Origin of the sequence: Fuerstiella marisgermanici (assembly GCF_001983935.1) — a bacterium.
GTDB lineage: Bacteria > Planctomycetota > Planctomycetia > Planctomycetales > Planctomycetaceae > Fuerstiella > Fuerstiella marisgermanici.
On sequence record NZ_CP017641.1, the window covers coordinates 3,489,952 to 3,502,562 of the forward strand.

A 12,611-nucleotide genomic window follows, 5' to 3' on the forward strand; every position below is an offset into this window, starting at 1 on the left:
TCTGAAACATCAACTGCACCGGATTCTGCACCGCCCTCTTGTGAAAGTGGCGCGTTTCCCTGAGGAAACGACGATGTTTCGAGTCCCTCAGCGCCCACTTTTAACTGATGACAGCATAAGGGTTTACGACTAACAATCGTAGACCCTTTTTGCGTTGATGAATACGAGCCCCAGCTACCGCCGATCTGACCGACTTTCCGGTAGATGTGACTCGATTTGCGAGTCGCCAGCTGTCTGCGGCTGCACAAAGCTTCTTGTCGAGGTCTTTAAGCAACTGCTGGGAATCGGGCATTACAAGGTCCTGGGGGTGGTGATCGGTTTACACCGAGGGCGACGTGGCACGGCAGCATACCGACCACCAAACTCTAATTCCATTCCACTGCCGCGAATGATCAAAGCAGTAGCCGGCAGGCCGGAAGGACGCCATAGATCGGACGTGCAGCTGGCACGCCGAGATACCCAACGTATGCATGCAACCCGGATTCCGGGGGGCGTGAAGCATACGACGACCCCGAAGTGTCGCTTGAACCGGCGATATTCCGAGTGATCCCAGTCAGCAGCGGGGCAGCTTCTGGCATGCTGCCTCGGTTTGGGTTCGAGAGCCGGGGCTTAGGGCAAATGTCGGCAACGAAGGTCTTATTCCTCGATCAATCGTGCGAGATACCAGTTTCAAAAACGTCCACCCGTCCTGCATGCTGGACAAGCACTCGGATCGTCATGACTTGAGCGATAATTGATGCGCTTCGCGGATCGCAGCAATCGCGTCATCAGCCGGCAGTCCCTCGTCACCAGCTTTCCATTCAGCGATGGCTTCCTTGATCGCCAGCAAATCCTGTCTCTGCTGGACAGGATCGGGATTCTGTGCACGCCATTCATCCAACAGATCTTCGAGATCACAATCAGCACTGCCGCAGCTGATACGATTCAGTGCGAATTGATGAAAGCTGCGGACGTCCTCCTCGGTTACTGGCATTGTCTCAATCCTGTTTTCATTGAGCTTGTTCGCGAAATTCTATCGACTGTCCGACGAGGGGTCCATCTGTGATTCGTCGGCGACCAGCGTCGATATAGGCGGCAAGTTGACCGACACAATCGCGTCGATCAACAACCAGACGACTTCCGGCAGATCATTCCAGCAGTCCATCAATCGCCGCAGACAATCAGCACCGCATTTTCCAGAGGCGACCTTCTGATTGGCAATCGCTTCAAGACGTCTCAGAAGTATGATTCGCAGATTGCAGTGCCTTCAATTGCTCAGTGTACTGCTGTCCGCCAGGCTATGCTCGTGCCAGAAGCCTCTGCATTCCAACAGGCATCGTCGCGCGAACTTTCTACTGCTTAGAGCTGAAGCGGCGCACTGAGCATCTCGTTCGCTACCTACTCGCAAAACGCCGACGCAAAACAGATCCACCAACCTCAACAAACAACCGCCGGCGCTTTAGTTCTTTTAAGTTCAATGCCTCACCACGCCAATCGCCTGCCGGTGCGTACCGGTTTGGCGCATGAAAAAACGACGGTCGCTTTTTGGGGGCGACCGTCGTTGAATATTTTTGTCGTCGTTGCTGTGACGAGTACAAAAAAGAGAAGGAGGCCGTCCCTGGCCGAACCCTCTCGGGCACCTGACAAACACGAATCCATTCGTGTCTTAACGTCAGGAGGGCGGACCTTAAGAAGATGTCGGATATGTGTCAAAGCCAAACCGCGAACAAAAATTTCTGAAGTCTTCATTGCCAATGATTGGCCGCGCATCGAATACGATTCTGCAAAAACTGCCGAACAGGTCTTGCCGCAAAGTTGAAATCCGACATAGATTTCGTCGCCACATGTCGTGGATGTGATGCGCCGTCGTGCGCTGAACAAAGCGTTGCGGTGTTTGAAGGTTTCACAGTGATCAGGCGGAAGTGTTCGAAATGAAGAATCGTCACGCTACGTCTAAATTCGCAATCGATCCGAAACGTTCTCGTCTGCGCACCGATGGCGCCCGACGATTTCTGTGGGATTGCGTTTGTTCAAGTTCTTTGCATCGCGACATATCTTTGCGCCTCGCTGCCGTGTTGGGCGCAACGATTTTTGCAGGCTGCTTTTCCCCGAACCATGCTCGCCTGCCGATCATGCAGCCCGCTCATCCGCAGTCCGAAGCGCAGGCGTTTCAGCAGCAGGATCCGTTTCCTGATCCCGACATCGGCCCGGATATCATGTCGCGACCGCTTGATTACATTCGCCCTCGCACGGAATCTCGGCGAGCGGCAGAGCAGCGGTTGTTTCAGGGCACACCCTCTGGCCCCGAATACAGTCCACCCGGCTACCCGCGCGGCGGTTTGAATCGTCCGAATGCTGTCAACTGATGGCTGGTCTGAAAGGCTGGGTGGTTTACGGGTGACCTTGGCGCGGCTTCTGAGTGCCAATGCTTTGTGAACTCCAGATTTTATCGAGTTTTCCGATTCGCACGGTCGATCCTGTTTTGCAGGGCAGGAATTCCCTGAGCGTCGTGCGCTTGATTGTCGCGCGATCTCGATTCGGCAATTCTTGCCGGACAAAATCGTGTCTATCGGAGTACAGGTCGCATGACTCGCCCCATCTGGATCAGCACAATTGCTATGTCGTGTCTGCTTTCGACGGGCTGTGCCACGGTGCAAAGTGTGCCCGGAAAAATGAAGGCACTCGTCTTTCATTCCAAAGACGACGTCAACGATCCTCTGGCCAACATTAACGACGGCGTCGCGGATTCCTTCAATTCAGCTCAAAAGGAATTGAAGACCGCTGACAAAACCATGTTAACGTTCGCTCGCTGGCGCGAAGACATGGGCGACTACCCGGCTGCGAAAGAAAAATATCGCAACATTCTGGCCGACAATCCGCACAACGTTGACGCTCGACTTGGGATCGCTCGAGTCGAATACGCGACCGGTCGAGTGAGCGAAGCCATCGATATTCTGAATGCCACCGGCCGCAAGTACCCGAAGCGAGCCGAAGTGTGGTCCGAATTAGGACGCATTCAGGTGGAACGCGAAGAATGGGGTTCGGCGATTGAGAGCCTGGCAAAGGCCGTTGAGATGAAGCCGGACGACCAGGCGGTTCGCTATCAATTGGGTGTCGCGTTGGCCAAGCACGATCGTCTGGACGAAGCTCAACCTCATCTTGCGGCGGCTGTGGGTGAGTCGGCGGCTATGTACAACATTGGTTTTGTTTTGCACGAAAAGAATCGGGCCAAGGAAAGTGCTGACTGGTTCCGCAAAGCCCTGGCGTCTCATCCGGATCAACGCACTAAGGCGCTGGCCGGTCAGATGCTGGCGAACATCGACCGAGGTATCACAACGTCGGGATCCAGCTTCGCATTCGCCACCGAGCGTCCCCAAAGCACGGTCGATGTCGAACTGACAAGCTACGAATCCTATCGCGAAACGCCGGGTGCATCGCCCGGCGCAGCAGGCGGCAACTTCAATGCTCAGCCGAATGTTCAGACGCAACCAGCGATGAATTTGCCGACCGGTCAACCACAGCCAAATAACGTAGCGGGCGCTTACTACGGAAACGGTCCGGCAGCTCAGACACCGACAGCACCGACTTCTGGCTTTGCGGGGCAGCAGCCCGTTCAGCAGCCGAACGGGCAATCGATTCACCCTTCCGCGCCGCAACAGTTTAGTGCACCTAGCGGACAGGCCGCTTATCCCGGCGTGCAACAGCCTGCGGCGTACGGTCAACAACAGATGGCTATGCAACCGCACACCATGCAACCAGCTGGAATGCAGGCGTCGCCCGCGTATCGTTCTGACATGCCGCAGCAGCCTGCCCTTCCGCCGCAGTATGGTGGCCAAACACAACCGAGCGGCCAACAGCAGTTTTGTGCGTCGCCTCAGTACGGCACGCCCGCTCAATACGGAGCTCAAATGCCCCAGCAGCCAAACCGACAGGTTCAGTCACAGCCGGTTTCAACCCCGCCAAACTTTGCGAACTATCCGGCCAGCCAGTCGACGGTCAATCAGCTTCCGACCTGGAACAGCTCAATCAACAACGTCACTCCAACCAGCTACTCCGCCGCACCGACGAATCCGGCCAACCCAACCCAACCACCTCAGTGGCGTGGCCCGAACCAATAGCCGGTACGCACCGGCGGGCGGTTGGCGTGGTGAGCTGGTGACGGTGTGAAGGCTGAGGCGCCAGCGGTGCGGTTTGTGGTGGTAGGCAACGTTGAGTACTTGCTGCATGGTGACGCTTTCACGTCCGGCGTGAGTTTGTGGTTGCAGCGGAGGCCGATCAACACCGGGCGAGCCGCACGCTGTCACGCATCCAGCAGTTCGGTGGCGATGTCTTTCCACAGCGCGTCGATTTCGTCCATGCTGCGGACTGGCTTGCCGGCTCGGCGAAACCAGTAGCCCGCGTTGCCGGTGTCACCTTCGATCAAATGCAGCAGCGCGTGGATCCACGAACCTGTTGGAGTGTCGATGTCCTGAGCGATATCGTGAGCGGCATTCCAGTTGTCTGCTTTTGCATGCCACATCGCCTGCAGTTCGTTAGATAGACCTGCGGGCGGATGCGGATCGTTGTTGGCGGATTCAATCAGTTCGTCGATGGTCATGGTAGTGAAGATGCAAAAGAATGAAGGCAAGTAAGAGTTGAAGGCTGGCCGCTATTGCACAGTGGCCGCTCGGTCGGGGTCGAGTGAAAAATAGCCGCTTAAGGGGGATTCCAGCTTGATCCACACGTCGTCGATCGCACCGGTCTTCGCTTTGTGAACGTCGAGCTTCCACCATCCGGATTGGCCACTCGTTAGTTTGATGTTCTGTCGATCGACGGAAAGCTGGGCGCAGTCGAATTCCGCGACTCGCTGGCCGCGTGGATCGGTCAAAGTGGCGGCCGCGGTTTCTCCCGGTGGCGACGCTTCTAACGAAAGGTGGAACGCCGGCGTCCCTTCGGGCACGTAAAAGTAAAGCGGCGAGGACTGACCCAGCAGATGCAGTCCCTGGTCTGACAGGTTTCCGTCAGCCGCCCAAGCAGCCTCCTTGACATCGATCGTGAACGACGCCGTACCGCCCGCGATGACTACGTGATAGTATTCCGAGCCGGAATCGGCATTGTCCAATATCAACGGAGATCCTTCGCTGGCCACGCCTCCACTGACTTCTGCGCCATCGGATTCGAAGACACGGTAGGTAATCAACTTTCCACGAGCACTAATGCGGCGGAAGCGGACTTCTGCCGCTGACGTTCCGGTCGGTTTCACAATGAGGTGCTGATCGCCTCGCAACCGAAACGAACGTACTTTTTCTGCTTGCTTTGGCTTCGCTGGCACAGTGACGTTTCGTTTTGTTCGAACGTAAGCCGGCACCTTTGTCCCGTCGCTGGGATGCAGAGCCAGCGAGCCTTTGTTGGCCGACAGAAATTCAAAGAAGTCACCGTCCGACAGGTAGAAGGCAGACGCTTTCGGTTCGTCCAACAAGTTGTGCTGACGAAGATTCCAGTGCAGCACTTTCAGGTTGTCGGCAATCATCTCAAGGCGGAACTTCGCGTCCGCGTCTTTGACCTTTGCATGAGCCGCACGATAGCGCTGTTCGATTTCCGGAAAATTCTTCGCGTAGATGTCTCGCAACATGTCGGTCGTCAGCGGGTAGCTGGCATTCGGGAACTCGCGATAGTGGCGCGCCACTTCTTTGTCGAGCATCCGATACATCTGATTGATGTCATCGCCACACGCTCCGTACGCCTTCGCGCAGTATTCGTCGAACATAGCTTCGACATCGGCATTCGGATTCCACGCGAGTTTCGCGAGCAGATAGTTTAGCGGAGCCGCTCGGCCCCATGCTGGCACCCCGTAAACGTACACGCCTTTGATTTTGGCGGCCGCCAGTTTGGGATAGATGAACTTCAGGATCTCCAGACCGGGCGGGTTGAGTGCTCCTGCTTCTGTCGTGATGTTCACCGGCAAGTCGTAATACGAAATGTTCTCGGTCGCGTTTGTCCAGTCCTGCAGCAGACTCTCCCACTGCTTTCGGATAGCCGGGCGAGCCAGCGTGAAGCCGTAGTCGATGCTGGGTGTCAGCACGACAAACACGTTCCGTTCCAGCTTGAGGTTTTCCTTCGGCGGATACAGGTAGGCGGCATACACGTACCCGGCCAAAACCTTGTCGGGATACTTCTTCGCCACAATCTTTGCGACTGCGTTGTAGAACGTAAGAATCGCGGGCGTGACGGAGCGCCGGCCGTTGGGATCCTTTTCGTATAACGCAGAGCACTGATCGCATTCGCAATAGCCAGCCGAATCAGACGGCGACAGCGAATAGCAGGTCGTATTTGGGTTGCGATCGAAGTACGCAATGGCCGCGTCGGCGTAAGCTTTCACGAGTTCTGCGTTGGTCGTGCAAAGTTTATAACGCCCCGTCGGAGGAACTCGCACGCCTGCTCGTTCGGCAAACCAATCAGGATGTTTGTCGAACTGAGAAGCAGGAATCGTGTGCTGCCAGTTATGAGAATGGTTCAGGTACAGACTCCACCCCAACCTCTGTCGCCGCCACCATTGTTTCACTTCTGAACGTCGTTCCTGAGTGTAGGGGACTCGCCGATTCAACATCGCCGGTGCGTCCTGGAAATCAGTGTCGGGAATCGTGACGTCGGATGACTTGGGAATATAGTCGCCGTGTTCTCCGGGAATCAGCCAGCGGACGCCGACGTATTCTTCCAGAAAACGGCAGACGCCGTTGTACGTGCCGCGCGACGTGCCACCACCGGGCGTTTTTTCGCCATCGGCTGTGTCGCGGCCGATGATATACACGTTGGTGCCGTTGGTCAGAATTCGGAACCCTTCCCACGGTAAGTTCTGCGCTTCCACATCTGCTGCGCGGGCCGCCTCACAATCGCCCAGACAGATCATCTTGTCCGCTGGTTGATGAACGACGTCTAACTTCGCTCCACTGGATCGCAGCAGATACGCTTGCAGTTCTACCGCGGCTTCTGAAACCGACTTCGGGGCGTTGGAATCGTGAAAAATGACGTAGTCACTGGTTCCATTCGTCACGAGGTCAACCGGTGCGGCCTGAGCGTTTGCGGTGACGGCCACGACAAAAAGGAACGTGATAATGCGCGTATGCATGGTTTGGGGGGAAAGCTGCAAGGGAGTGGGTTCTGTTGGTGGGCGTGGTTTTATCGGGCGAGGCAAATGAGCACGCGGAGCATTGCAGAACGGCCAGGACGGAACAAGCGGGGCAGGTCCGCCATGGCTTAGACTGGCGGTACAAGTCGCTTTGACGTGTCTGGCGGAAGACCGGTGTCGAGGCGTTTTACTAGAGTTGCCATCCAGCTCGGCGATAGCTCCGGCACCGACGCCAGGTTCCGCGCGGCATCTTGGTTTTTCTTGTCATGGTGCATGATGCGATTGGCTTGCGTGACCGTCCATTGTTCGTGCGGGCGGTCGACAAGCTGCAATTGCATCCCACCTTGCACGCGGCCTTCGGTCAGGACTCGGAAGTACCAACCAGTGAAGCCAGTTTGCTGAACCTGCACCGCGAGGTCTTTGATTTTCCATCGTCGTGCCAGTTTCCAGCACGGTTGACGCGGTTGAGAAACCTGAACGATCGCGTCGCCCAGTTGCCACGTGTCGCCAATGCAGAGGTCGTCTTCAGTAAGATCGGCAACTGTGAAGTTTTCGCCGAAGTCACCGGGAGCAAGGTTCGGCAGGTCCAACTGCTTTTTCCAGTAAGAATAGTGTTCGGCCGAATACACGCACACAGCTTTGTGCGGACCACCATGATGTTCTAAATCGGCCTGGCCGTCACCGTCGAGATTCGTTGTGCCCAGCCACAAGGGTTCCGTGGTCGCTTGCTTCAGAAAACCGGATGTCCACGGTTTTTCGTCCGGCATGACTTGCGGTTTTCCAACCTGAATCGAAACGATGCCGGTGCTTAGCATGTCTGCTGTTTTGTCCTTCCCGGAAAGCAACTTCGCTGCAGGCATCCGCGTGAAAGCCAACCTTGCACATTGACATGTATCGTTGTGGTCCTAACTTTGGCTGTCAAGAGACGCGGTTTCACGCTGCCACATGTTTCTCACCTGCACACACTCACTTGAGGAATCAAACAGTAGCGATGGACGAAGAACTCGAAGCCGTTTTCTGGAACTTTCAGCAGCGCAATCACGGAGAAACTGAATTCGTTCAAGCAGTCAACTCAGACTCCGGGTTATCTGTGAGCTGCTGGGCCATGCCAACCTGGAAACGACATCGCTGTAGACCAAAGTTGCGATGGCGGTCGCCTCAAAAGTCAATAGCCCGCTGGACCAGATACAATCAAAGGTCGCACCCGCTGCATTTCCGTAGGTGCTGGCGGCCCGACAGCACTTCGCAGCGAAGCTGTGACCGCGTACTGGGCAACTCATCATCAGCATCGAATCCGGAAGACAGTCACGCTCTACCCCAGCCGCATCGCGCAGCAAGAGTTCCGTCGCGCCGCTGGAACCTACTTCACGATCATCTGCGATCGAACACGCCCCGTCACAACCCACCGTCGGCAAACTGACGATCCGAGTCGAAGATCCACCCGATGCGGCGGGCAGTCGGCGAGTTTACCTGGGGATCAGTCACGGACAGCATCATATTCCGCTTCCCGGAATCACCGTTTGTCAACCGCGCCCCGGCTGGATCAACCTTCAGATCCCTCCGGTCGAATCGTGGCAGGCCGCGTTGGCACAATTGACTGCGGCGGAAAGAAGCCGAATTGCACAACCCGAATTCTACGAAGTGCTGAAGACACAAATCGCCCGTCGCATGCCTCGCGAAACGGGCTGAACTATTGGGCAATGGTATGCGATTCACCAAGGTCGACTATCAGCCTCGATTTGTGGAATGCTGCGCTGCGCATCATCAAACGCACCTGTTGAGCTGCAGTCACGGCATGCTCAGCGCGTCTGCTGCCAGACGGCCTTGAATTTCTTGACCGCTCCCGCCCCTGTTGCTTATACTCACACCACCTTAATATTCCCAATTCCAGCATGTACGACAGCTCTGTCGTACAGATAACCGTTGTGCGCCCTGAGCTACCTTGAAAAACAGCCTTCACTTTGTCGATTCCAGCGAAGCGTTTGAATGGCGTGATGCGTCAAACGCGGTGGTCGATCGCTTGGTAGTTCCGTCCACTCGTTGCGGATGCGGCGTTGAGGAGCATGCTCTTTCTCCGAGCAAAAAATGGATCGTTACATCGCGATGGTCCGGGCAGGGTGAATGTGGTTTCGACGTAATCCAAGCATCTCCCTTGAAACGCTGCGGCGGATTCAACGACCGGCTCGGTTATGTTTTGCAGTTGCCAGCGTTTGCGGACGACGAGTCATTTCTTCTTGGCGGTTATGGTGATCGTTGGCTCGGTGGTTGGTGGGCGCACCCGGATGAGGAGCAGGAGCATCCTTCTTGCGGTGGTGAGTTGCACTTTGGCTGGTTGTTCAAGCACGATCTTCATACTCATGATGTGACCTTTCACGAACTACGCATGACATTTCCTTTGGACTGGATTCCGGATGACCCTTTCGCGGAAACTTGGTATGGCCCATTGGGAATCGCTCCTCGTAACGGTGGATTCTCGCTTACTCTCCCCGGTGGCAAACTTTTCGTTTACACCGGCCCGTTTTCTGACGTCATTCACCTACCTGTCCCCACGCCAGATGGAACGGGCTTGCTTGGGTGACGGGCGTACAACATCTGTATGTCGTGATAAGTCAAGTAGCGCGTATTTTTATCGGGGAAAGAAGTTGTAGTTTTTTTGTTGGAGAGTTTTTTGCCCTCCAACTCGCTACGACTTATCCTTGTCGGTTCTCGTTTGACGCTTCCTTCATCCGTGTTGCTGCGGGGCGTTTCTTCACGAAGTCTCGCTCAGCGTTCCGATGGAAAGCTGGCTGCTTCAAACATCTGTTCGTGTTCAAACCGAAGACGACGGGCACAGCCGTTCGGCGGTCAGCTTCGCACCTTAGAGTGCATCACACGCAATGCGTGTCTAAGCGGCCGCCGGACGGTTTTCTTTTTTACTGTGCGGTCGTCCCGGTGTTGTCCGTTTCGGACCACAGAAACTGTTTCTGCTCGATCGTCGGTCATTCATAAAGTTGTTGGGCTCACGCTGTGTTGCAAGCGCGTCCAGTTGTGGGGTGACTCGACGGCGAGGCAGCCGGGATCAGGGAAATTTCAAACGGGTCTCCGTGTGTGAATTCTGAAATGTGAAAGCAGCAGCGACGCGGCCAGTCATGGTTCGTGAGCTCACGCCCGTGGGGTTCATTCGCTCATGCTGAGTCACCCTCAAAACGGTGCTCAAATGCGGACACGTTTGTGCGAGCGATGTGTCGAACTCGGCGATGTTCCTTGTCGCAACGTTTCCGCCGCGACAAGGTGGCTCAGTTGTGCGCCCGGCTCACGCCGCTGCTGTGGTTTCGAAAGTCTCCTGTGTGACGAATAAAACGTTGCGGCCAGGAATTGCCTTTGTCGGAGCCGGTCGTCGGTCACGCACTCTGCCACGGTGACCGATGAGCGGCGCAGACGAAGGCAATACCGCCTTGGTTGGTGAGGTGAGAGGGAACGCCGTTCAGGCGTTCCCTGTGGCCGAGGTTTGCGTGGCCTTCGATGCGGCCTTGCGACGTCGGCGAGGTTTCGGAACATCCACGCGCGCGTCGTCCGGCAGTCGCAGAAATTCGCGCTCGCTGAAAATGTCGCCGCGTTTGAGCACCAGATAAACGGCGCGGCCCAGTCGCGCCGCCAGAATCGAAAGCGCCTTGCCGCGACCATGACGTTTCTCCATCTTTGCGAACGCCGCTTTGGTGGCCGGGCTGTCTCGCAGCAGCAGCGCCACCGCTTCGCTGAACGCCCACTTCAACTGCGGATTACCCTGTTTGCGCCCCGGCGAACCGTAGTTCTTTCCGGCGGAAGAATGCTGACCGGGCACCAGTCGAGCGTACGAAAGAAAATCTCCTGCGCGGCGAAACCGTTTCAGATCACCAATTTCGTAGAGGATGACGAGCGCGAGAATATCGCCGATTCCAGGGACTGCCTTGAGTCGATAGAACATTCCCGCATCGTCAAACTGAGCCATCTGCACGAGCGTCTTTTCCAGCCGCGAGATCTGCGTTGTCAGCGCGTTGATCATGGCGATGTCCGTTTCGATCGTCAGTTGCGAAGCCTGCGTGGGAAACGCTTCCGCCAGCCCTTCCTGGTGAGTCGCGTAGCGCAGTTGTCCGCTCGGCGCGGCGACGTTGTACTGCAGACACGAGCTGCGAACGTGCGCTTGCAGTTCGGCTCGCTGCCGAGTGAAGTAACATCGTCGTCGGCACAGGTCACGCTGCGATCGCATAGCTTTCGGATACGCCCACGCAACAGGAAGATTGCCGCCTCGCAGCAGTTGAGCGATCTTGAGCGAATCCTGTTTGTCGTTCTTCGTCTTGCCGCCGTGAATCGATCTCATGCCATAGGCGTGACCAAGCACGAACGGAATGTTCAGTTCATCACACGCATCGGCCAGCCAGTACCAGTTGAAGGTCGATTCGACGGCCAGCACGATGTCTCGATCCCGAAACGGTTCCAGCGCCGCTTCCAAATCCTGCGGCGTGCAGTTCAGATTCTTATGGAAGACGGTCCTGCCATTGGAGTCGATAACACAAGTGTACATCCGCCTGGCGTGCAGATCGACGCCGCAATAAAGTTCGTGCTGAGTACGGTAAAAAGCCATGTGTCTGTCCTTGTGAAGAAGTGAAAGTTCCATCCGTCTGAACATCAGACCAGATTTCCAAACTCATCACGACATGAACAGTGTCATGGTTTTTACGCTAGGCCTTCGGCACACCTTCCCTTGGTTGGCCACGCGGGCTCGCATTGGTAGAATCATTCTTACTTCAGGCATCGTTCGCTTCGCTTAGGGCGGTGTCGTAAAAACCTTCCGTTGTCGGACACGGCATGAAAGCACTGCGAACTGAACTGGCTTTCTTTGACGGCAATGATCTTCTTGCACGTGGAAATGTCCTGATTAACAGCACAGAGGAGACGTGCGAGGTGGTTAGCGAGCGTGGCGATCGGTTTGAGATTACTCGCAAATTCGAGGAGCCCGCATGCAGCTTCTTTGTTCGATACTTTGATCAAAATGGAGCGTTTGTCGGTCGTTCTGCCATGCGAATGGGTGTTCACAATTCCGATGACTGGGAGATGATCGAATTGGCTGAACCCTATCAAATGTGTTTCAAATGCGCGATCGTCGATTGCGACAATCCCGATTGGGCCACCCAAGAACCGCTGCCGGATAGCAGCGCGTAGTGTCCGAAAACATCTGTATGTCGTAAGAAGTCATGTAGCGCGTATTTTTATCGGGGACAGAAGATGTAGTTTTTGTGTTGGAGAGTTTTTTGCCCTCCAACTCGCTACGACTTATCCTTGCTGGTTCTCGTTTGACGCTTCATTCTTCCGTGTTGCTGCGGGGCGTTTCTTAATGAAATCTCACGCGGCGTTTCGTGAAGGCAAGCTGGTTGCGTAGGGGATTGAGACCGTGTGCACCTGATCGTGCTTTGAGCGTGGCCAGTGTCGCGCGATTCGAATCCCGCCTTCAGCGTCAGATATATTGCGGGCTATTTTCGTGGTCCGGAAAAACTCTGGTGGCTCGCACCGA

The 12,611-nt window shown here is 55.8% G+C and carries 9 protein-coding genes; 3 read left to right on the top strand and 6 right to left on the bottom strand.

Annotated elements, in window-relative coordinates; translation table 11 throughout:
* Positions 1-715 precede the first annotated feature (715 nt).
* Positions 716-973 carry a hypothetical protein gene (locus Fuma_RS13145; RefSeq protein ID WP_077024540.1) on the bottom strand — a complete coding sequence of 86 codons (258 nt, stop codon included), beginning with the start codon at positions 971-973 and terminating at the stop codon, positions 716-718.
* A gap of 1,138 nt (positions 974-2,111) precedes the next feature.
* Here Fuma_RS13145 and Fuma_RS34830 point away from each other — a divergent pair.
* Together Fuma_RS34830 and Fuma_RS13160 are read left to right on the top strand one after the other, a co-directional pair.
* Positions 2,112-2,345 carry a hypothetical protein gene (locus tag Fuma_RS34830; RefSeq protein WP_145944148.1) on the top strand — a complete coding sequence of 78 codons (234 nt, stop codon included), beginning with the start codon at positions 2,112-2,114 and terminating at the stop codon, positions 2,343-2,345.
* Positions 2,346-2,564: 219 nt separating this feature from the next.
* On the top strand, positions 2,565-4,097 hold the full coding sequence (locus tag Fuma_RS13160; protein ID WP_077024543.1) for a tetratricopeptide repeat protein: 1,533 nt from the start codon (positions 2,565-2,567) through the stop codon (positions 4,095-4,097).
* A gap of 182 nt (positions 4,098-4,279) precedes the next feature.
* Here the strand turns inward: Fuma_RS13160 and Fuma_RS13165 are convergent, their stop codons facing one another.
* The 5 genes from Fuma_RS13165 to Fuma_RS13185 form a co-directional block, all read right to left on the bottom strand.
* A complete protein-coding gene (locus Fuma_RS13165; RefSeq protein WP_077024544.1) occupies positions 4,280-4,576 on the bottom strand; it encodes a hypothetical protein in 297 nt (98 codons plus the stop codon).
* Between the two features lie 51 nt (positions 4,577-4,627).
* A complete protein-coding gene (locus Fuma_RS13170; protein WP_077024545.1) occupies positions 4,628-7,084 on the bottom strand; it encodes a DUF4838 domain-containing protein in 2,457 nt (818 codons plus the stop codon).
* Between the two features lie 128 nt (positions 7,085-7,212).
* Positions 7,213-7,944 (bottom strand): MOSC domain-containing protein, encoded by a 732-nt coding sequence (locus tag Fuma_RS13175; protein WP_218922432.1) that lies wholly within the window; start codon positions 7,942-7,944, stop codon positions 7,213-7,215.
* 1,364 nt (positions 7,945-9,308) lie between these two features.
* Positions 9,309-9,443, bottom strand: coding sequence for a hypothetical protein (locus Fuma_RS36420; RefSeq protein ID WP_257787793.1), 135 nt, complete (start codon positions 9,441-9,443; stop codon positions 9,309-9,311).
* A 1,104-nt stretch (positions 9,444-10,547) separates the two neighbouring features.
* Positions 10,548-11,684, bottom strand: coding sequence for an IS110 family RNA-guided transposase (locus Fuma_RS13185; protein WP_158520969.1), 1,137 nt, complete (start codon positions 11,682-11,684; stop codon positions 10,548-10,550).
* 224 nt (positions 11,685-11,908) lie between these two features.
* Here Fuma_RS13185 and Fuma_RS13190 point away from each other — a divergent pair, with 224 nt between their 5' ends.
* Positions 11,909-12,262: a hypothetical protein gene (locus Fuma_RS13190; RefSeq protein WP_077024548.1), complete on the top strand. Its 354-nt coding sequence runs from the start codon at positions 11,909-11,911 to the stop codon at positions 12,260-12,262.
* Positions 12,263-12,611: the final 349 nt, after the last annotated feature.

Excerpts from the sequence above, each read along its gene's own strand:
- Fuma_RS13190 (WP_077024548.1), top strand. The coding sequence starts at position 11,909 with ATGAAAGCACTGCGAACTGAACTGGCTTTCTTTGACGGCAATGATCTT.
- Fuma_RS36420 (WP_257787793.1), bottom strand. The coding sequence starts at position 9,443 with ATGAGTATGAAGATCGTGCTTGAACAACCAGCCAAAGTGCAACTCACC.
- Fuma_RS13160 (WP_077024543.1), top strand. The coding sequence starts at position 2,565 with ATGACTCGCCCCATCTGGATCAGCACAATTGCTATGTCGTGTCTGCTT.
- Fuma_RS13175 (WP_218922432.1), bottom strand. The coding sequence starts at position 7,944 with ATGCCTGCAGCGAAGTTGCTTTCCGGGAAGGACAAAACAGCAGACATG.
- Fuma_RS13170 (WP_077024545.1), bottom strand. The coding sequence starts at position 7,084 with ATGCATACGCGCATTATCACGTTCCTTTTTGTCGTGGCCGTCACCGCA.
- Fuma_RS13185 (WP_158520969.1), bottom strand. The coding sequence starts at position 11,684 with ATGGCTTTTTACCGTACTCAGCACGAACTTTATTGCGGCGTCGATCTG.
- Fuma_RS34830 (WP_145944148.1), top strand. The coding sequence starts at position 2,112 with ATGCAGCCCGCTCATCCGCAGTCCGAAGCGCAGGCGTTTCAGCAGCAG.
- Fuma_RS13165 (WP_077024544.1), bottom strand. The coding sequence starts at position 4,576 with ATGACCATCGACGAACTGATTGAATCCGCCAACAACGATCCGCATCCG.
- Fuma_RS13145 (WP_077024540.1), bottom strand. The coding sequence starts at position 973 with ATGCCAGTAACCGAGGAGGACGTCCGCAGCTTTCATCAATTCGCACTG.